Source organism: Bacillus pumilus (assembly GCF_900186955.1).
Lineage (GTDB): Bacteria > Bacillota > Bacilli > Bacillales > Bacillaceae > Bacillus > Bacillus pumilus.
In genome coordinates this window covers 1,259,351-1,277,721 of sequence record NZ_LT906438.1, presented here as the reverse complement: position 1 = coordinate 1,277,721, position 18,371 = coordinate 1,259,351, and the positions used below count along the sequence as shown (strand labels likewise).

The 18,371-nt window shown below is 43.6% G+C and carries 22 protein-coding genes and 1 riboswitch; of the genes, 4 read left to right on the top strand and 18 right to left on the bottom strand.

The features are described 5' to 3' along the window. Nucleotides 1-23: 23 nt before the first annotated feature. The gene (gene purU / locus CKW02_RS06390) at nucleotides 24-926 is read right to left on the bottom strand and encodes a formyltetrahydrofolate deformylase (protein WP_003212058.1); all 903 of its coding nucleotides are present in this window, start codon (nucleotides 924-926) and stop codon (nucleotides 24-26) included. A 162-nt stretch (nucleotides 927-1,088) separates the two neighbouring features. Here purU and CKW02_RS06385 point away from each other — a divergent pair, with 162 nt between their 5' ends. Beyond that, the gene (locus tag CKW02_RS06385) at nucleotides 1,089-1,274 is read left to right on the top strand and encodes a hypothetical protein (protein WP_003211372.1); all 186 of its coding nucleotides are present in this window, start codon (nucleotides 1,089-1,091) and stop codon (nucleotides 1,272-1,274) included. A gap of 32 nt (nucleotides 1,275-1,306) precedes the next feature. Here CKW02_RS06385 and CKW02_RS06380 read toward each other — a convergent pair whose 3' ends face one another. Both CKW02_RS06380 and CKW02_RS06375 read right to left on the bottom strand, forming a co-directional pair. Beyond that, complete coding sequence (locus CKW02_RS06380; RefSeq protein WP_003212530.1) at nucleotides 1,307-1,621, bottom strand: DMT family transporter; 315 nt, start codon at nucleotides 1,619-1,621, stop codon at nucleotides 1,307-1,309. Next, nucleotides 1,618-1,947 carry a DMT family transporter gene (locus CKW02_RS06375; protein WP_003211810.1) on the bottom strand — a complete coding sequence of 110 codons (330 nt, stop codon included), beginning with the start codon at nucleotides 1,945-1,947 and terminating at the stop codon, nucleotides 1,618-1,620. Before CKW02_RS06375 ends, CKW02_RS06380 begins: the two co-directional genes overlap by 4 nt. Nucleotides 1,948-2,013: 66 nt before the next feature. Then, a riboswitch (guanidine-I (ykkC/yxkD leader) is annotated at nucleotides 2,014-2,121 on the bottom strand. Between the two features lie 220 nt (nucleotides 2,122-2,341). On the opposite strand from CKW02_RS06375, the gene CKW02_RS06370 reads away from it, so the two are divergent. After that, the gene (locus CKW02_RS06370) at nucleotides 2,342-2,476 is read left to right on the top strand and encodes a YrzI family small protein (RefSeq protein WP_003212325.1); all 135 of its coding nucleotides are present in this window, start codon (nucleotides 2,342-2,344) and stop codon (nucleotides 2,474-2,476) included. Nucleotides 2,477-2,650: 174 nt separating this feature from the next. Then, nucleotides 2,651-3,694, top strand: coding sequence for a bifunctional transcriptional activator/DNA repair enzyme AdaA (locus tag CKW02_RS06365; RefSeq protein ID WP_003212344.1), 1,044 nt, complete (start codon nucleotides 2,651-2,653; stop codon nucleotides 3,692-3,694). 17 nt (nucleotides 3,695-3,711) lie between these two features. Here the strand turns inward: CKW02_RS06365 and CKW02_RS06360 are convergent, their stop codons facing one another. The 5 genes from CKW02_RS06360 to CKW02_RS06340 all read right to left on the bottom strand — a co-directional run bounded on the left by CKW02_RS06360 (nucleotide 3,712) and on the right by CKW02_RS06340 (nucleotide 6,596). Next, entirely contained in the window at nucleotides 3,712-4,257 is a 546-nt protein-coding gene (locus CKW02_RS06360) for a GNAT family N-acetyltransferase (RefSeq protein WP_003210777.1), read from the bottom strand. 18 nt (nucleotides 4,258-4,275) lie between these two features. Then, complete coding sequence (locus CKW02_RS06355; RefSeq protein WP_003211008.1) at nucleotides 4,276-4,764, bottom strand: small multi-drug export protein; 489 nt, start codon at nucleotides 4,762-4,764, stop codon at nucleotides 4,276-4,278. A 112-nt stretch (nucleotides 4,765-4,876) separates the two neighbouring features. Beyond that, entirely contained in the window at nucleotides 4,877-5,629 is a 753-nt protein-coding gene (locus tag CKW02_RS06350) for an HAAS domain-containing protein (RefSeq protein WP_003211870.1), read from the bottom strand. Between the two features lie 4 nt (nucleotides 5,630-5,633). Next, nucleotides 5,634-5,960, bottom strand: coding sequence for a PadR family transcriptional regulator (locus CKW02_RS06345; protein WP_003211220.1), 327 nt, complete (start codon nucleotides 5,958-5,960; stop codon nucleotides 5,634-5,636). A 114-nt stretch (nucleotides 5,961-6,074) separates the two neighbouring features. Next, nucleotides 6,075-6,596, bottom strand: a complete 522-nt coding sequence (locus tag CKW02_RS06340) for an acyl-CoA thioesterase (protein WP_034619972.1) — start codon at nucleotides 6,594-6,596, stop codon at nucleotides 6,075-6,077. 179 nt (nucleotides 6,597-6,775) lie between these two features. Here CKW02_RS06340 and CKW02_RS06335 point away from each other — a divergent pair, with 179 nt between their 5' ends. Beyond that, the gene (locus tag CKW02_RS06335; protein WP_003210878.1) at nucleotides 6,776-7,657 is read left to right on the top strand and encodes a dimethylarginine dimethylaminohydrolase family protein; all 882 of its coding nucleotides are present in this window, start codon (nucleotides 6,776-6,778) and stop codon (nucleotides 7,655-7,657) included. 39 nt (nucleotides 7,658-7,696) lie between these two features. Here CKW02_RS06335 and CKW02_RS06330 read toward each other — a convergent pair whose 3' ends face one another. The 10 genes from CKW02_RS06330 to proG all read right to left on the bottom strand — a co-directional run bounded on the left by CKW02_RS06330 (nucleotide 7,697) and on the right by proG (nucleotide 18,291). Continuing rightward, the gene (locus CKW02_RS06330; RefSeq protein ID WP_003211497.1) at nucleotides 7,697-8,665 is read right to left on the bottom strand and encodes an ABC transporter ATP-binding protein; all 969 of its coding nucleotides are present in this window, start codon (nucleotides 8,663-8,665) and stop codon (nucleotides 7,697-7,699) included. Beyond that, complete coding sequence (locus tag CKW02_RS06325) at nucleotides 8,655-9,572, bottom strand: C40 family peptidase (protein WP_003211811.1); 918 nt, start codon at nucleotides 9,570-9,572, stop codon at nucleotides 8,655-8,657. The genes CKW02_RS06330 and CKW02_RS06325 overlap by 11 nt, the downstream gene beginning before the upstream one ends. Next, nucleotides 9,572-10,651, bottom strand: coding sequence for a dipeptide epimerase (locus CKW02_RS06320; RefSeq protein WP_003211964.1), 1,080 nt, complete (start codon nucleotides 10,649-10,651; stop codon nucleotides 9,572-9,574). The genes CKW02_RS06325 and CKW02_RS06320 overlap by 1 nt, the downstream gene beginning before the upstream one ends. Continuing rightward, on the bottom strand, nucleotides 10,648-11,589 hold the full coding sequence (locus tag CKW02_RS06315) for a S66 peptidase family protein (protein ID WP_034619974.1): 942 nt from the start codon (nucleotides 11,587-11,589) through the stop codon (nucleotides 10,648-10,650). The genes CKW02_RS06320 and CKW02_RS06315 overlap by 4 nt, the downstream gene beginning before the upstream one ends. Nucleotides 11,590-11,899: 310 nt before the next feature. Further along, entirely contained in the window at nucleotides 11,900-13,522 is a 1,623-nt protein-coding gene (locus CKW02_RS06305) for a peptide ABC transporter substrate-binding protein (protein WP_003210932.1), read from the bottom strand. Further along, entirely contained in the window at nucleotides 13,522-14,532 is a 1,011-nt protein-coding gene (locus tag CKW02_RS06300; protein ID WP_003211032.1) for an ABC transporter ATP-binding protein, read from the bottom strand. The genes CKW02_RS06305 and CKW02_RS06300 overlap by 1 nt, the downstream gene beginning before the upstream one ends. A gap of 7 nt (nucleotides 14,533-14,539) precedes the next feature. Then, entirely contained in the window at nucleotides 14,540-15,502 is a 963-nt protein-coding gene (locus CKW02_RS06295; RefSeq protein ID WP_003211386.1) for an ABC transporter permease, read from the bottom strand. Beyond that, entirely contained in the window at nucleotides 15,499-16,434 is a 936-nt protein-coding gene (locus CKW02_RS06290) for an ABC transporter permease (RefSeq protein WP_003211100.1), read from the bottom strand. The genes CKW02_RS06295 and CKW02_RS06290 overlap by 4 nt, the downstream gene beginning before the upstream one ends. Before the next feature lie 18 nt (nucleotides 16,435-16,452). Next, the gene (locus tag CKW02_RS06285) at nucleotides 16,453-17,277 is read right to left on the bottom strand and encodes a M55 family metallopeptidase (protein ID WP_003211925.1); all 825 of its coding nucleotides are present in this window, start codon (nucleotides 17,275-17,277) and stop codon (nucleotides 16,453-16,455) included. 189 nt (nucleotides 17,278-17,466) lie between these two features. Further along, the gene (gene proG, locus CKW02_RS06280) at nucleotides 17,467-18,291 is read right to left on the bottom strand and encodes a pyrroline-5-carboxylate reductase ProG (protein WP_003212150.1); all 825 of its coding nucleotides are present in this window, start codon (nucleotides 18,289-18,291) and stop codon (nucleotides 17,467-17,469) included. Between the last annotated feature and the right edge of the window lie 80 nt (nucleotides 18,292-18,371).

The following is an 18,371-nucleotide window of genomic DNA, read 5'->3' as shown; positions in this document are numbered from 1 at the left end:
ATTGCTAAGGAAAAGTCAAGCGGTCAATTAAATACAATCGTTTTATTCTCATGCACAATAATTCGATCTTCTAGATGCCATTTGACGGCACGTGCAAGCACACTCCGCTCAATTGTTCGGCCAATATTTTTTAAAGCTTCCGCATCATCCCGGTGATCTACACGCTCAATATCCTGTTCAATGATCGGTCCTTCGTCTAAATCATTGGTCACATAATGAGAGGTTGCGCCAATTAATTTGACTCCTCGCTCATATGCCCGCTTATATGGATTCGCACCGATAAACGCTGGCAGGAAGGAATGATGAATATTAATGATTTTGTTCGGGTGTTGTTCTATAAATCCAGGCGTTAAAATTTGCATGTATCTAGCAAGCACAATGGCATCAATATCATACTCTTCTAATAATGTGAGCTGCTGTTTTTCCGCTTCTTTGCGAATGTCTTTGTTCGCCTTCACAAAATGGAACGGAATTCCAAGCGCTTCTACTGTATCTTTTGCCGTTTCATGATTGCTGATCACGACCGCAATTTCAGCCATCAAATTGCCGCTTTGCCATTCCCATAGCAGCTCATGTAAACAATGAAGCTCTTTTGACACAAAGATTGCCAGCTTTTTCAGCTCACTTGCACGCGACATGCTCCACGTCATTTGAAAAGATGCTGCAATTGGTTCAAACTGCTGCTTCAGCTGATCCATATTTGCCGAGATGTCTTTCCAATCAAATTCAATTCTTAAAAAGAACCGGCCGCTTTCATGATCTGTTGTGTATTGGCTGGATTCAATGATATTTGCTCCGTGCTCAAATAAAAAGGAAGAGACAGCTGATACAATTCCAGGCTGATCCGGGCAGCTGACAAGTAATCTTCCTTTTTGCTCATGCTTTTGTCTGTGTAATTCAAGTTTCTCTGTTATCAAAGTTCTCATGTATCATGACCTCATTTACGTTTTCATTCTAATGAAATATTATACTGGACTGGAAAGAGAAAAAGCAATGTAGAGCCCTATTTTTCATTGAATATTCATTCAATTCTGCACCTATCGTGATATAATGTGAATAGACCTTTTATCATAAAAGGAGTGATGGAGATGAAAAGTATGACTTTGTTTGGAAAAGTGAGCTTTTGGCTCGGCATCATTTGTCTGATCACAGGTATTTCTCTTTTTATAGCCGGTGAAAGACTCATTCCTTTTCTCACATTTGGTGTGTGTTTTCTGCTTGTTAGCCAGCTTTACCGCAAAAATGAAAACGATTCCAATCATCATTCGATGTAACAAAAGGCTGGCATCTATCTGCCAGCCTTTTCTTATTCAATGATTTTCAATCCTACTGCCGCAGATAAAATCAGTGCGATGAAGAAAATACGTTTTGCGTCTTTCGATTCTCCGTAAAACAGCATACCGACGATGGCGCCTCCAGCAGCTCCGATTCCAGTCCAAATGGCATACGCCGTTCCCATCGGAATCGTGTTCATCGCAAGAGACAGCATCAGAAAGGACATCGAAAAGCCAGCCGCAATGAATAAAATCCATTTGACATGCTTGTCTTTTTGGAATTGGTTCATCATGGTCACACAAAACATTTCTAAGATGCCTGCTCCAATAAGTAAAAGCCAGCTCATGATTCAGCCTCTCCCTTCTTTTCACCTGTTGTCAGCTTCAGTCCTAATACACCGCACAAAAGCATGACAATCAAAAGCAGTTTGACAAGCTGAACCGGCTCACCAAGCACCATGCCTATGACGACGGTTCCTGCTGTCCCAAGCCCGGTAAAAACGGCATAAAGTGTGCCAACTGGGAGTACACTTGTTGCTTTCAGGAGTAAATAAAAGCTCACGATAATACAAACGATGGTTGCGCCCCATTCTATGAGCGAGTGGGCATATTTCAGCCCCATCACCCAGCCGACTTCAAAGATGGCCGCAATAAAGACATTTCCCCATTTCATCTGATCTTCTCCTTTCTGAACGATTCCAACCAACAAAAAAAGCCTGGAAATCGATCGTTTGATCAAATCTCCCGGGCTTTTATCCCTCCGTGTCCATATGGCCTCTTCTAAGACCCTATGTGTTTTCTCTCGGTCCAGACTGCGCCAGCGCACGGAACCCTAGAAAACCAATTCATGATAAACAGACCTGACTTAGAGCAGATTCTGTATTAAAAATCTTATCACACCCCGATATGCCGGTCTACCAGTTTGCTCTCCCTCTTCAAATATACTTGTTCATTTTTCGAAAGAAATGGTTTCGGACCGGCGTATACTAAGTGTTAGAAACAGATCAACTGATAAAGAAGATCTGCGGGATATTTGCGTGCTGCTAACCGAAGGGAAATGAACGTATATGACAATCCATTTATTTTTTATTACATTGACGATCAAGCGTAAATACAAGGACATGGAGACCGTTCTTTACGAACAAGAAGTTGAAACATTTTATGAAGAAATGAAACAGAAACAACTAAAGTATATGAACTAAAACAGAAAAAATATGGAAGAAGGACCAAGTTAGACACGCTCAGACGTTAAAGGAACGATCATATCGCTGGTATAATGAACTCAGATTGATGTGATGAACGTTCAACTTTAGGATGCTGCATTTATAGATCATCCGTTGTATCGGCCCAAATAATGAAACCAAGAGGTGGATCGTATGATGATAACCGACGTACAGAAACATGAATTTTATCAAGCACTGGTTGACAAGAATCCGCAATATGACGGCACATTCTTCGCCGGCATTAAGACGACCGGTATCTTCTGCCATGCCACATGTACCGCTAGAAAACCAAAATATGAGAACTGTGAGTTTTTCTTTACAGCAGAGGAAGCACTGTTAGCAGGGTATCGTCCGTGCAAGCGCTGCACTCCATTAACCTATCCAAACAGCATTCCAGAAGAAGTCAAAACACTCGTTTCAGCAGTTGAAACACATCCTGAAAAACGCTGGAAAGAAGAGGACTTTCGCGAGTTAGGGATTCACTCTGCAACGGCCCGACGGAAATTCAAAGAAATCTACGGCATGACCTTTGTTCAATATGCGAGATCACGCCGAATGGGGCTTGCCTTTAAAGAAATTATGAATGGAAAAAAAGTGATTGATCAGCAGGTCGCCTTGGGCTATGATTCTTCGAGTGCCTTCAATGATGCCTTTACGAAAATCATGGGAAATCCCCCTAAAAAGGCGCAGACTAAGATTCTCCATGCCAATTTTATTTCCACACCGATTGGACGCATGATCAGCGTGACAGATGCCGCGCATGTGTATTTACTGGAATTTATGGACAGGCGGGGACTAGAAAAGGAAATTGAGAACATGAGAGAAAAGCATCATGCGCGTATTTTAGTTGGGGAAACAAACGTCCACCAACAATTGGTAAAGGAATTGACCTTATATTTCGAGAAAAAACTGACGCAGTTTACCGTACCACTTTCCATGCATGGCACCCCTTTTCAAATGAAGGTGTGGGACCTGCTCACACGCATTCCATCAGGCGAAACAAGTTCATACCGAGATCTTGCTGTGATGCTGGGCGATCCGCATTTGGTCCGGGCGGTAGGGAATGCAAATGGTGCCAATCAATTGGCGATCATCATTCCATGCCACCGCGTCATTCAAACAAGTGGTGAGCTTGGCGGCTACGGCGGCGGGGTTGAACGTAAGAAATATTTACTTCAGCTAGAACAGCGGATATAAAATAAAAACGGCTCTGCTTATTTTGTAAGCGAGCCGTTTTCTTCGTTGCGGGTGATGCTGTATACATCAATGATTTGGTCCCATTTTGAAATGGTTTTTTCTTTTTTCATGCCCATTTTTAAAGCGACCTTTACCGATGCTTCATTGTCTGGGCGGATTAAGCTCACCATTCGTCTGACCTTCATTTCTTCAAAACCATAGGTGAGACAGCCTTTTGCGGCTTCAGCAGCATAGCCATTTCCCCACGCTGCTTTTTTTAGCATGTAGCCGATTTCAAGTTCTGTTTGTCCTTCAATGTTTTGCAGAACAATCCCGCTTTGTCCAAGTGGTTCATTCGTTTCTTTGTCTTCAATGATCCAGAGAGAAGTATGATACATACGGTCATTCTTTTGATTCCATGCAATCCACTCTTTCGTCTGCTGCTCATCCTTCAAAGAAGGATAATACTTCATTACTTCTTCATCTTGGAACAACATGTCATATAAAAATGGTGCATCATGTTCATTCATCGTTCTCAGTCTAAGGCGCTCTGTTTCAAGCACTGTGCGTGTTTGAAGTTTCATTTATGATCCCCCTCTCACTTACTGATTAAAAATATCACCGAACAATCCATTTGAATCTGGGGCAAAGTAATGGATTCCCGCACCGGTTAAACTAGCTGCCAGCGCCGTCCACATCATTAAACTGACTGTCATCCACACCGCAACTTGCTTTCTCTTCGTCCCGAAGCTCATGCACATAAATGCCGCTAGATGACTGCCGATGATAAAAGGACCAATAAGCGCTAATCCCGGGAGACCATATCGTTCCCAAATTTTTCTGGCTCGCAGTTGCTTTTTTTCTCCTTTTTCATCACTTTTGTCCTCTTTTCTTCTCAACCGCCATGCTTTGAAGCGGTCTACGAAAACAATGAGGAGCAAGACTGTGAGAAAGTTGCCGATGAATCCAATTACAGCCGTTGTCACAGGATGCAGTCCACCTAAGATGGCCAGTGGAACAACACCAACCACTTCAAAAAAAGGCAAAGCAGCCAATACAAAAACAAGTACATATCCCCATAAAATATCCAAGCATAGAACCCCTTTTCATTTTTGTCCTCTTCCCATTGTAATGAAAAATACGCTACCATTTCTACATTTTTTTAGAAAAAGAAAAGCACACCGGATGGATGTGCTCTATTTTTTACATCGTGTTTTCATTTTTCTTGTTCGCCCGGCGTAAGACCATGAGCATAAGCCCTATTACGATCACAACCGATAGTAGACTTTGCATGAGAAGCACGCTTGGTGATGTCCAGCCAAGCCATTCGAATATGAGCTGCGGTCCGAAGAAGATAACCGGTATCAATGAAACGACATTCGCCTTTAAGATTGCATTAAAGACAATGATACATAACAGCATAAGCAGGATGACGCCCAATCTTTGACCTGAGGTCAGCACAAGTAATGGTGTGCCGAGCTTTTGATCCAATAGTTTGATTGTGACCATTGAAGTCAGTTGAAAGATTCCTAAGATCCAAAAATAAAGAAATGCCCGGCCGCCTGTCTGAAAGGCAGACGCTCTAAACATCACAATAATCATGATGACATTGGCTACTAAAACGAGCGGATAGCCAATTAACGCATACCAAGAATAGGATAAGCTTTGACTGATCGCATCTGATAAAATCATATAAAAGAGTGAACCAATTAAGAAGGCACTGACGAAAGGAACCCAGTCTTTATGGTTTCCTGACAGCTCTTTTGCGAGTTCATCAGCATAGCCCCTCGGATCTCCGCCAAACACAGCCTCCCCTGTTTTGCCATCTTTTTCAGCCTCAACCGCATGTGTCGTTAGCTCATCCATCAGCTCATCAATTTCGCCCTCATTTTTTCCCATTGATATGAGATAAAATTTCAGCTCTAGTAAGATGTGTCTTGTTTCTTTTGATACCATAATCTCACTTCCCTTTTTGTAGTAAACAGTTCACATTTTTTGAAAGCTCACTCCAGCGGGTCATAAACTCTGTGAGCGCTTGTTCTCCAGCTTGTGTGAGCGTATAGTATTTCCTTTTCGGCCCGCTTGCTGATGCTTTTGTGACAGTGGTCACAAACTGTTCCTTTTGCATACGCAGCAGAATCGGGTAGATACTGCCTTCACTAATTTGATCAAATCCATAATGAGCGAGCTTCTTCGTCATTTCATATCCATAAATCTCACCCTCTGAAATAATCGACAGCAGGCAGCCTTCTAAAATTCCTTTTAGCATTTGTGTGGATGTTGTCATCTTTGTTCCTCCGATTCCAGTACCTTGCATCACAAGATAGCATCATCTTACCACACACTATCTTGCCATGCAAGATACCGTTCTAGAAAAAAATCACCGCTTAAAGGGTGATTTTTACGCCCATGGTTTATCTGTCCCAAGTGCGTCAGCCAGTGCCTTGCTATGCTTTCGGCGGCTTTTTCTTTCTTCAGCCCGCTGTTTTGCGGTTTGATGCAGCATGATTTCTTCCTCTGTTTCCGGCATGACTTGTGGGACTTTCTTAGGCTTCCCATTGTCATCTAACGACACAAAGGTAAGAAATGAAGTCGCTGCGAGTCTGCGCTCTCCAGACATCAAGTTTTCTTTGATGACCTTGACGAACACTTCCATAGAAGACGTACCCACCCATGTGACATAGGACTCTAAACATACCGACTCCTTTTGTCCAATCGGCTCTAAAAAATCAACTGAATCCATTGATGCCGTGACCGTTTCACATCGGCTGTGCCTTGCTGCCGAGATGGAGGCAATGTCATCTATATAACTCATTAATTTTCCACCAAATAAGGTTTGGTGATTATTCGTATCGAGAGGGAATACCCTGCTGGTTTTGACAACTTTTGATTCCTTGCAGTATTTAAAATTTTCTTCACTCATCATCATAGCTCCTTCTTGCTGTTTTCGTGAATGCGGAACGACTTTTATTAAACACTATTCTTTTAGGTTTGTCTAAACATTTTGCTTTAGTCTCCTGTGAGAGATTTTCTTTCGGAAATGTTTCAACTATGACTAGAACGAGGAATAATAGAACTATGAACAAACAAGGAGGCCATTTGATGGATTCTATGAGAGCAGAACAAATACACAAAATGCCGCAATGCATGAGTGAATATGACGATTTACAAGAAGTCCTTTTATGCAGTCCCATCTATATGGAAATCAAACAGATCATCAACGAAACCCAAAAACATTTTGCAAGAGAAAATATTTCTCAAATGAAAGCCATTACTCAGCATAAGCAATTGATCCAAACCCTAAAAGACCATCAAGTACGCCCCATTATGCTTCCTGCAAATGACCGCTTTCCTGAACAAGTGTTTACCCGGGATATTGGGTTTACGATTGGACATACACTCTTTGTTTCAAGCATGGCCGCTCCAGTTAGGCAAGGAGAAGAACAATTGTTAAAAGAGTGGGCACAGGGAAATGGGTTGAAGACTGTTACCCTGACAAATGGAACGATTGAAGGCGGCGATGTGCTTGTGGATCAAAGACGCGTATTTGTCGGAACGAGCAAAAGAACAAACCCAGCCGCTATTCATGAGCTTAAAAAAGAACTGCCGGATCATGACATCATTCCCATTCATCTTCCTGCTCACATTTTGCATCTCGATTGTGTGATGAATATTCTCTCTCATGATGAGATATTGATTTATCCAGAAGCGTTCAAAAAAGAGGATCTTCACCTGCTCAACATGCATTATCATCTAATTGAAATAAGCGAACAAGAGCAATTCACACTCGGCCCAAACGTTTTATCCATTGGACAGAAAAAAGTGATCAGTTTGCCCATCAATCAAGAAACAAATGCTGCATTAACCGCTCACGGCTACACTGTCATTGAAGTGGATTTTTCAGAAATCATTAAATCTGGCGGCTCTTTTAGATGCTGCACATTGCCGATTAGGCGTTCGTTCACTAAAAAAGCCAGCGTGTAGAACAGTTTGTCTACTTGCTGGCTTTTTTTCTGCCTATTTTTATGTCCGATCGTATAAATGACAGGCGACATCATGCCCTTCTTCTACTGCTTGTAATGTTGGCTTTTTTTCAGCACACACATCCATCGCTGCAGGACACCTTGTTCGAAATACACAGCCGCTTGGCGGGTTCACTGGACTTGGAATTTCTCCCTTTAAAATGAACCTTTTGCGCTTGTCCTCCACGTCAGGATCTGGAATGGGGATCGCTGACAGCAATGCTTGTGTATAGGGGTGCAGCGGTGTTTGATATAACGTATCACTGCTAGTCAATTCGACGAGATGACCTAAATACATGACACCGATTCGGTCGCTAATATATTTGACCATCGACAAGTCATGCGCAATAAAGAGAAATGTCAGCCCTTCCTCCTTTTGCAGTTTCTTCAGCAAATTCACGACCTGCGCTTGAACGGAGACATCTAGTGCAGAAATTGGTTCATCTGCCACAATAAATTTCGGCGCTAAGGCGAGTGCTCTTGCAATACCGATTCTCTGCCTCTGCCCTCCGCTGAATTCATGAGGATAGCGCGTGGCAAAGTCATAGCTAAGTCCAACAGCTTCCAGTAGTTCTTTCACCCGGGCAACCCTTTTCTTTTGACTCCCATAAAGGTTATGAATCTCCATTGGCTCCAGCATAATATCTTTTACAGATAGCCGCGGATTTAAGGAGGAATACGGATCTTGAAACACCATTTGAATTTGCCGATTAAAATCAAAGGATTCTTTTTGTGAAAGGTGATGAAGGCTTTTCCCTTCATACAAAGCTTCTCCATCTGTCGGTTCATAAAGGCGCATAAGCACTTTTCCAAGTGTGGATTTCCCGCAGCCGGACTCGCCAACAAGGCCAAATGTTTCGCCTTGTTTCAGCTGAAAGGAGACACCGTCTAGCGCTTTTAGCGTTCTTCCTTTCGATAGATGAAAATGTTTTTTGAGATTGTTTACTTGTAAAAGTGGTTCAACTGCCATGACCTTTGCTCCTCTCGCTTGGCAAATACCGTCTTGCACCTGCCCATTCTTTTTCATATGAAGTGCCAACAAGGGAAAGAAGTTCAATTTCTCTGCCGGTTTTAGGCGAATGAAGCATCATACCGTCACCTGCGTAGATCCCAACATGGCGGACTGCTCCCTTTCCGTTGTCATTGGCGAAAAACAATAAGTCGCCTTGTTCTAAATGGCTTGATGCGACCGGTGTTCCTTGCACTGCTTGGTCACTTGCATCCCTCGGCAAAAGATATCCGCACGCTTTATACATGCTGTAAGCAAAGCCCGAACAGTCATAGCCAAAGCTGCTCATGCCGCCCCATAAATACGAAAGACCAATAAATTGTTTTCCCTTGTCTACAACATCTTTGCCGGCCATAGAAAAAATGGATGAAACTGGCTGCACATCTGCTTTATTGATTTCTCTCGTCCCTGCTGGTGTGACAACACGAAAGCAATCACTCGTTTCTTCTACAGCTGCGAGCTCTGTTAAAAAACTAATTTCCATGTCCGCTTGCCCGTTTCGATAGAGCATGGCTTTTTTCTGACAAACGATATGAGATATAGTTGGTGCACTTCCTTCTGTCACTTGCTTTAGTTGGTTCGCAGGTATATAGCCAGGATAGCCTTGTGGGTGTTTCCGGCTGGCTTGCTGCGGAATAACGACTTTCATCCAGCCGTCTGTTTCTTCTAAGCCAATGACTCGTTCACCGAGCAGTACTTGCGACTGGATCAGATTTTCTTCACATAAAGCCAGTTTTTCTTCATATGTTTGCTTGTCAATCCACTCTTTGAATTTGAAGGAGCTCTGAAGTACCTTTTGATCGATTTCTCTCGGTGACTGCGGCGCTGTCCATACGTTCGCAACTGCAACCTTTGATTCAAATATCATCATGAGACTCCTTTCACTCCTTGAATGCCTAACCCATGATGCGGCGGGAAAAAGATATCTTTTCCTTTGTACACGATTCCTCCGTCCACCATGTCCTCTTTTAGCATGAGCGGGGCATCAAAATCATAGCGGGTGATATTTGGCTGGCTGGCGGCGAGATGAGCGGCTGCTGTAATGCCAAGTTTTGACTCAATCATGCTGCCAATCATGCACTTTACGCCGTATGCTTCTGCCAGTGCATTGATTTTTAGGGCTTCTTTTATGCCGCCTGATTTCATTAATTTTAAATTGATTAAATCACAGCTTCTCGTTTCAAGCACCTTGATCGCATCATGAAAACTAAAAATACTTTCGTCTGCCATTATCAGTGTATCTGTTGCCTCCGTCACACGGCGTAGGCCTTCGATATCTTCTTTTGGCACTGGTTGCTCGACTAGTTCGATATTCAGTGGCTCCATTTTCCGAATGGCTACGACCGCTTCCTTCCACGTCCAGCCCTGGTTCGCATCGAGTCTAATCTGAATATCCGGCCCGATCTTTTCTCGAATTCGCTTGATACGCTGAATATCCGTATCTATATCATCTTTTCCTACCTTGATCTTTAATGTCTGAAAGCCTTCAGCTGCGTATTGCTTCGCATCTTCCGCCATCTCAAGCGGACGGTTTACACTGACCGTATAATCGGTTTCAAGCTGACTGCGATATCCGCCAAGGTATTGATAAAGCGGAAGTCCTGCCTGCTTCGCTAAGCCATCATAAATGGCCATGTCAACCGCTGCCTTTGCGCTTGTGTTGCAAGCGAGCACCCGGTTCATATGAGAAAAAATTTGTTCATATTCTGACAAGGAAGCTCCAAGCAAACTCGGTCTGATCACTTCGCAGATGGCATAGTCGATGCTTTCCAGCGTTTCACCTGTAATCACTGTTGTCGGGACTGCCTCTCCGTAGCTGACGTCACCTTGATCATATGTGATGATAACGATCAGAGATGCTGCGTCATACACCGTTCGTAAAGCGGTTTTGAAAGGCTTTTTTAGCGGTACACTCATTCTACATGTACGAACATCAACGATTTTCATTTGATCGCCTCTTTCGCTGCAACGCCTGGAGAAATGTGCAGTTTTTTTCCTGTCGCATCTAATGCAGCCTGCGTGCCCATTGGAATGGCAAAGTTTGGCGAAGAATGACCGATCCGGAAGCCCCCAAGTGCAGGTTTCTTTTGCGGGACAATATAGGTGTCCCATACTTGATTCAATGTGAGGGACTGATCTTTCTTTTTTGGCTCACATTGATGAAAATCTCCAATGATGAATCCAGCCGCATCATCCAATTTTCCAGCAGATGTGAGGTGCTGCATCATTCGATCGATTTTATAGGGTTCTTCGTCAATATCTTCAATGAACAAAAGCTTTCCCTTCGTATCGATTTCAAAAGGCGTACCAAGTGTTGTCACGATGAGGGCAAGATTTCCTCCTGCAATCTCACCTGAAGCGGTGCCCGGATAGAAAGTATGAAGGGGTGACAAGTGGTGCGCATACGTAAAGGCTTTCGGTGCGAACAGCTGTAAAAAGGTATCTTTCGTATAAGGATGGACCTCCTCAAGTCCCACATCAGAGGAAAGCATTGGCCCATGAAACGTCACAAGACCCGTCTGCTGCTGGATGGCCGTATGTAAAAACGTAATATCACTATAGCCCCAAAAGATTTTTGGATTCCGGCGAATCAGGTCATAGTCAATGACTTCCGCAAGTCTTCCAGTCCCGTATCCTCCGCAAGCGCAAATAACCGCCTTCACTTCTGGATCTTGAAACATACGATGAAGATCCTCCACTCTTTCATGATCATGACCTGCTAAATATCCATACCGGCGGCCCAAATACTTCCCTTTTTTCACCTTTAGCCCGAGGCTTTCTAAAAAGGCAATCCCTTTTGCTAATTTCAGCTCATCAGGCGGACTTGCTGGTGCAATAATCCCCACCGTATCCCCTGTTTGAAGTGCCACTGGCAGCTGGCTCATGCCATATCCCCTCTTTCTCTTTGTTTCTTTCAATCTATGGGTTTCTGCTTCATAACATGAACGAATAAAGGAACAGACGCTTTTATCTAAAAGCGTCTTAGATTGTTGACAAAGGGCTAAAATGATGTTTATTTTAGCCCTTTGTCTTCTTTTCAGCGTGATAGAAAACCTTTGCAGTCTAGGAAGGACGAGCACTGGCGCGGAGCGAATTTGTCATTCGTGAGCACCAGCGCGCAGGACTGACAACGAATGCGAGGGTTTGTCTACACGCTGAGACGCTTTTATCTAAAAGCGTCTTTTGATCCTAATATTACTCTCCATCTACTTGTGCCCATTTCAAATCGATATACCCAACAGGGTGACGGACAATCCCCTTCACGCCTTCTTTTTGTAAATGAACTTGGTTATAAAAATGAATCGGAATGATCGGTGCTTCTTCAATGAGAAGTGCCTCTGCATCATGAAGAATGTTATTTCTCTTTTGCTCGTCTGCTTCCTGGCTCGCCTTTTTGATCAGCTGATCATAGGTATCGTTTGACCATCCTGTCCGGTTCATCGCATTCCCTGTTTGAAAGCTCTCTAGGAAATTGATCGGATCTGCATAGTCTGCTAAAAATGAACTTTGTGAGAATTGGAATTTGAGCGCCTTTTGATCTTCTGCAAACACATTGGCTTCCATGTTTGCAAGCTTCACATCTACACCTAGCGCTTCTTTCAGCTGCTGCTGGATGGCTTCAGCTTTTTTCTTGTTCTCAGGCTTTGTACTGTATGTCAATGTGACGGCTGGCAGTTTTGAATAGTTCTCTTCTTTCAGCCCTTTTTCTAATAACTTCGCAGCTTCACTCTTATCATTCTTCAAAAGATCACCGCCAGCTTTTCTGAAATCCTCACCCTTTGAATCAAGAATGCCTGGCGAGACGAAGGCACGTGCTGGCTTCTCTTCATTTTTCGTTACATAATCCACGATATCTTGCGGGTTGATCGCCATTTGAAAAGCTTTGCGGATGTTCTTATTTTGAAAAGGTTCCATGTTCACATTCAGACGATAAAAGAACAATCCAGCCTGGTCTTCAATTTGTACATCTTTATTTTTCAGCAGATTTTCACTTTGCTCTGCTGGGACAAAGGCAGTATCTAAATCTCCTGATTGATACATTTGATAGTCTGTGTTTCGATCACTGATCATCAGCCACTTCACTTGATCCAGCTTGACTGTTTTTTTGTCCCAATACGTCTCACTTTTTTCCATTGTGAAGCTCTCATCATGCTTCCACTCTGTCAGCTTGAACGGTCCATTTCCGACAAAGGTTTTGGCGTCTTTTGCCCAGTTTGGGTCCTTCTTAGCTACCTGTTCATTGACAGGAAAAAAAGCAGGGTTTGCGGTCATATTTAAGAACGATTTCTGCGGATATGCCAGTGTGACCTTAAGCGTTTTGTCATTTACAGCGCTGACTTTCACGTCTTCTTTGTTTCCTTTTCCGCTGTTAAATGCCTCTCCGCCTTCAATCATGTAGGCTAGGAACGATGCAGATGAGCCTGTTTTCGGATCAAGCAGCCGCTTCCACGCATATTCAAAGTCACTCGCTTTCACTGGATCACCATTTGACCACTTGATGCCATCTCTTAAATGGAACGTGTACGTTTTTCCATCCTCTGATATCTCCCATTTTTCCGCCATTGCAGGAGATGGTTCGTGCTTTTCATTCAGTCTTGTTAATCCCTCCATTAAGTTATTGAGTCCTTGCCACGATACATTATTAAAACCAATCGGCGGATCAAACGACGTCGGTTCATTTTCGTTATTTAAGGTTAATATTTTCTTTTCACCCTGATTGCTTGATGATCCTTTCCCTGCTTGCTCATTGGCTGTACATCCTGCGAGCAGCATGATCGTGAACAAACATATACTGATGATCCATCCCTTTTTTCTCATCAAAAACTCCCCCTTTGTGTTGAAGATAAAACGGTTTGATTCGCTCGCTCATCTTGGAGCCAGCAATGCACTTTGTGGGTAGGTGACCGCTGCGTTTCGTGCGGCATGATATGATCACACACCTTCATGGCGGACGGGCAGCGATCTGTATACGGACAGCCCTTTGGCGGAGCAAATAAATCAGGCGGGCTTCCTTCAATTGGAATGAGTTCATCTTTCATATCAAGTCTTGGAACGGATTGCAGAAGTCCTTTTGTATAGGGATGCTGCGGACTGTAAAAAATATCTCGCCTCGTTCCGACCTCCACCATTTTCCCTCCGTACATGACGGCTACCCGGTCTGCGACTTGGGCGACGACCCCTAAATCATGTGTGATTAAAATAATGGTGACCCCTGTTTTTCTCTGAATCTCTTTAAACAGCTCTAATATTTGTGCCTGTATGGTCACATCCAGTGCGGTCGTCGGTTCATCAGCAATCAGCACTTTGGGCTCGCAAATCAGTGCCATGGCAATCATGAGCCGCTGCCTCATTCCCCCGCTGAACTGGTGAGGGTATTGCTTTAACCTTTCCTTCGGCTGCGGAATGCCGACCAAATCAAGCATCCGAATGGCGGCTTCTTTCACTTCTTTTTTCGTCAGCTTTTGATGCTCCTTTGCCGCCTCCATGAGCTGATCCCCTATCGTCAAGGTTGGGTTCAGTGCGGTCATTGGATCTTGGAAGATCATCGAAATATCGACACCTCGTATGGCGCGCATTTCTTTTTCAGATAATGACAGCAAATTTCGGTCTTCAAACCAGATTTCTCCCCGATCAACATGAGCGCTGTAAGCTGGCAGCAGCCTCATAATGCTTTGTGAAGTCACACTTTTCCCGCAGCCTGACTCTCCTACAATGGCAAGGGTTTCTTTTTCATATACATCCACATTCACCCCGCGTACCGCTCGAACTGAGCCGCCATATGTCCGAAAGCTGACGTGCAGATCGATGATTTGTAGAACTTTTTTCAAAGCGCCATCACCTCTTCATCTTCGGATCAAGCGCATCTTGCAAGCCATCACCTAAATTGTTAAAGCAAAACATCGTGAGCGAAATAAAAAACGCAGGGAAAAATAAACGCCACCAATGCCCGTTATCTGACAGCACTGTCGGCAGCGCATCATTTGCCATCACGCCCCAGCTTGCAAACGGTGCTTGAATGCCTAAACCAAGAAAGCTTAGGAACGCTTCTGCAAATATCGCGGTTGGTACAGTTAAGGTCATCTGAACGATAATCGGCCCCATTGTATTCGGCAGCAGGTTGCGGCGAATGATACGAAGGCTCTTTGCACCAAAGGTTTTTGAGGCAAGGACATATTCCTGGCTTTTCAGCTGAAGAACTTGACCTCTCACGATTCTTGCCATTCCAATCCATCCGGTGACAGTGAGCGCTACAATAATGGTGACGAGCCCTGGCCCCATCAGAACCATCAATAAAATGACAACAAGTAAATAAGGAAGACCGTAGAGCACCTCGACGATTCGCATCATGACATGGTCATATCTCCCGCCCTTATAACCGGCAATGCCTCCATAGATCACGCCGATGGCAAAATCAATCAGGGCTGCCATGACGCCTACAAATAAAGAAATACGCGCCCCGTACCATGTACGCGTGAACACATCTCGTCCAAGCTCATCCGTTCCGAACCAGTGAGCAGCGGATGGCGGCAGATTTTGCATCGAAAGACGCTGCTCTGTCACGCTATTAGGTGCAAGCAATGGGCCTAATAGTGCCATGATAAAAAGTAAAATCAATACCGATAAACTAAACATCGCAAGCTTATTTTGCTTCAGTCGCCTCCATGTGTCTGCCCAATACGAAAGAGAGGGTCTTTTAATGGCATGGGCCTCCGTTTTCTTTTGCTCTCTCGGAGAAAACCATTCGTCCGGCACTTCATGATGCGGATTCGGTTGATCCTGCTGCAAATGTATACTCATGCCTTTCCTCCTTTCTGATGCAGCTGAATCCTTGGATCAAGCAGGCGATACGCCACATCGACAATGAAAAGAAGTGTGATTAAAATGATGCTGTAAAAAACAGTGGTTCCCATGATGACAGGATAATCACGGTTGTTAATACTCTCGACAAAGTATTTTCCCATGCCAGGAATCGCAAATATTTTTTCAATGACAAAACTTCCTGTTAAAATGCTTGCGACAAGTGTGCCAAGAATGGTCACAACAGGCAAAAGCGCATTTCGAAGTGCATGTTTAAACACAATTTTAAAGGGAGAAAGTCCTTTTGCTTTAGCAGTGCGAATATAGTCCTGAGACAGCACTTCAATCATGCTCGATCTTGTTAACCGGGCAATAATGGCCATCGGACTAACGGCAAGAGCAATGGTTGGCAGCACCATATGCATCGGACTTGTCCACATCGCTGTAGGAAAGAGCTTCAAATTCACAGCAAGCTGCTGAATTAATAAGGTAGCAAAGATAAAGTTTGGAATGGATATACCGAAAACAGCAATGGTCATGGCGATATAATCAATCAAGCCATTGTGCCGGAGGGCAGCCATGACCCCTAGCAGGATGCCGGAGATGACAGCAATCAATATTGAGATAAGACCAAGTTCTAATGAGACTGGGAAGCCTCTCGCCAATAGATCATTGACACTTTCAGAAGGCTTTTTAATGGAAGGACCAAAATCAAAGGTAACGATGGATTTTAAATAGATGACATATTGAACATACAGTGGTTCGTCTAAGTGATAGTAGCTTTCGAGGTTTCGCTGGACGGTTTCGTTTGTATTTCGTTCTTCATTGAAGGGCGATCCTGGGATGACCTTCATTAAAATAAACGTTAACGTCGTAATCGTTAAAATCGTGGCAATCATCGCAATAAAACGCTTGAGCAAAAAGCTGGTCATCTGCCGTCTCCCCCTCGCTTAACAAAATGTTGTACGTGCGGCAAGCTCTGTCATGACAAGCATCGCTTGGTAGGCTTCTAATATATTCTCTGCTTGATACGTCACCGTTGTTGTCCCTTCAATAATGGCAGTACCAGGCATTAAATTCGCCCATTCAGCTTGTCCATAATTGGCAAACTCAATCTTCAGCAGCGGCTGATCAGGAGGCGTCAGCGGCTTGATGTGATGAATCTGTTTCATTGCGGCTTCCACTTGCTGTGAGATTTGTTGGTTGACTTTGGCAGGAGTGAGACATTTCACAGCAGATCTTGATATGGTCTCTTTCACTGCCACTGTTTTCACACCAGGCATCAGCTTCTCTGCTTCAAGAGCTGCTTGATCGTCTCCGCAAACAAGAATCACCGGCACACCATAGTAGCCTGCAACATACGCATTAAAGCCCATTTCACCAATTGGATGATCATTTATGTAAAAATGTCTAACACCAAAAATCATACTGTGGGACATCACACCTTTCATAGACGCCCTCGCATGATAGCCTAAAAAAACAGCAGCATCATAGGTTTGATCTAACCCTTGAACCATTGAATAAGGCTTGACGTCACCAGATATAAGAGATGCTTCTTCATGCAATTCTTCAATCAACAAATTATTCATTTTAGAATGACTGTCATTGACCAAAATATTGGTTGCGCCATGCTGAAGAAGTGCCTCCACACAGGCATTCACTTCACCCGTCATGATCTTTCTGCCCCGTTCATAATTGTGCTGACGGGCATCGACAAATGTATGATCAGCTAGACCAGTAATCCCCTCCATATCGACAGATACATAGAGCTTCATTCCCATCCCCCTTAAATTAAACTTAAAATTTGTGTATATTTTTCTAAATTTTCTAAAAAATTATATGATTACTTGATCGATTTTTCAATACAATGTCTGAAAATAAGGAAATTAGACTCAGATATTATAGATCAAAAGACTGTATGACAAAGGATTTTTTTAACAAATAAAACACCACTAACTATGTCTTTAGTGGTGTTTGTCTGCTTCGTTAATCTGTGATTTCAGCTGTTCATATTTCTTCATCGTTTGTGTAAATAGATCATCAAACATCTGAGGTGCCTGCTTTTGAATAACCTCGGCGCCTTCTCCTGTAATGCCCCCTTTTGTCGCCACTCTATCGACGGTTTCAGCAAAGGTGAGGCCCCGTTCTACAAGGACTTGACCTGTGCCTAAAAGGGCATACGTTAAAAATTCATACGCTTCCTCTAAGGAAAGCTCACTATTTCTCACAGCAGCTCTCGCCATTTCTTCAAAAAGAGCAGCGATAAAACCAGGAGATGAGCTCGTCAAGTTACTCGCCGCATCGAACTTGTCTTCTTCAACTTCACGTACGATGCTAAAAGCTGAAAGCAGGCGGTGCAAACGCGCCTTTTCTTCCTCTCCAGCAGTTTCACCATGCGCAACGAGGGAAACGCCCGTTCCAACAGCTGACGTGAGCGTTGGGATGTATCTGGATATTGGTTGAGTCGTATGCTTTGATAACTTGTCTAACGTCACAGCCGCGGCTACTGACACAATATGCACCGATTTGGCTGCTGAAGACAGTTGATCGAGTACATCAAGTACAGCAAGCGGCGGCACGCAGATAAAAAGTACATCACATGACGCAGAAAGTTCCTCTAATGAGCAGATGTTTATTTCTTGATGCTTGTCTTTAAGTTGAAGCAGGCGGTCCGTTTCACTTCTTGTGTGGATCATGATTTGAGGGGCATCGAGCACTTCTTTTTCCAGCCATTTTTGCACCATCATATCAGCCATGCTTCCATATCCAATGATTCCAATTGTCTTCACAGTTTAATCTCCTCTATTTTGCTTAGATTCACTACTTATTTTAACAATTTCCCACAATGTTTTCATTTTTATCCCACACT

Excerpts from the sequence above, each read along its gene's own strand:
- purU (WP_003212058.1), bottom strand. The coding sequence starts at position 926 with ATGAGAACTTTGATAACAGAGAAACTTGAATTACACAGACAAAAGCAT.
- CKW02_RS06385 (WP_003211372.1), top strand. The coding sequence starts at position 1,089 with ATGAAAAGTATGACTTTGTTTGGAAAAGTGAGCTTTTGGCTCGGCATC.
- CKW02_RS06380 (WP_003212530.1), bottom strand. The coding sequence starts at position 1,621 with ATGAGCTGGCTTTTACTTATTGGAGCAGGCATCTTAGAAATGTTTTGT.
- CKW02_RS06375 (WP_003211810.1), bottom strand. The coding sequence starts at position 1,947 with ATGAAATGGGGAAATGTCTTTATTGCGGCCATCTTTGAAGTCGGCTGG.
- CKW02_RS06370 (WP_003212325.1), top strand. The coding sequence starts at position 2,342 with ATGACAATCCATTTATTTTTTATTACATTGACGATCAAGCGTAAATAC.
- CKW02_RS06365 (WP_003212344.1), top strand. The coding sequence starts at position 2,651 with ATGATGATAACCGACGTACAGAAACATGAATTTTATCAAGCACTGGTT.
- CKW02_RS06360 (WP_003210777.1), bottom strand. The coding sequence starts at position 4,257 with ATGAAACTTCAAACACGCACAGTGCTTGAAACAGAGCGCCTTAGACTG.
- CKW02_RS06350 (WP_003211870.1), bottom strand. The coding sequence starts at position 5,629 with ATGGTATCAAAAGAAACAAGACACATCTTACTAGAGCTGAAATTTTAT.
- CKW02_RS06345 (WP_003211220.1), bottom strand. The coding sequence starts at position 5,960 with ATGACAACATCCACACAAATGCTAAAAGGAATTTTAGAAGGCTGCCTG.
- CKW02_RS06340 (WP_034619972.1), bottom strand. The coding sequence starts at position 6,596 with ATGAGTGAAGAAAATTTTAAATACTGCAAGGAATCAAAAGTTGTCAAA.
- CKW02_RS06335 (WP_003210878.1), top strand. The coding sequence starts at position 6,776 with ATGGATTCTATGAGAGCAGAACAAATACACAAAATGCCGCAATGCATG.
- CKW02_RS06330 (WP_003211497.1), bottom strand. The coding sequence starts at position 8,665 with ATGGCAGTTGAACCACTTTTACAAGTAAACAATCTCAAAAAACATTTT.
- CKW02_RS06325 (WP_003211811.1), bottom strand. The coding sequence starts at position 9,572 with ATGATATTTGAATCAAAGGTTGCAGTTGCGAACGTATGGACAGCGCCG.
- CKW02_RS06320 (WP_003211964.1), bottom strand. The coding sequence starts at position 10,651 with ATGAAAATCGTTGATGTTCGTACATGTAGAATGAGTGTACCGCTAAAA.
- CKW02_RS06315 (WP_034619974.1), bottom strand. The coding sequence starts at position 11,589 with ATGAGCCAGCTGCCAGTGGCACTTCAAACAGGGGATACGGTGGGGATT.
- CKW02_RS06305 (WP_003210932.1), bottom strand. The coding sequence starts at position 13,522 with ATGAGAAAAAAGGGATGGATCATCAGTATATGTTTGTTCACGATCATG.
- CKW02_RS06295 (WP_003211386.1), bottom strand. The coding sequence starts at position 15,502 with ATGAGTATACATTTGCAGCAGGATCAACCGAATCCGCATCATGAAGTG.
- CKW02_RS06290 (WP_003211100.1), bottom strand. The coding sequence starts at position 16,434 with ATGACCAGCTTTTTGCTCAAGCGTTTTATTGCGATGATTGCCACGATT.
- CKW02_RS06285 (WP_003211925.1), bottom strand. The coding sequence starts at position 17,277 with ATGAAGCTCTATGTATCTGTCGATATGGAGGGGATTACTGGTCTAGCT.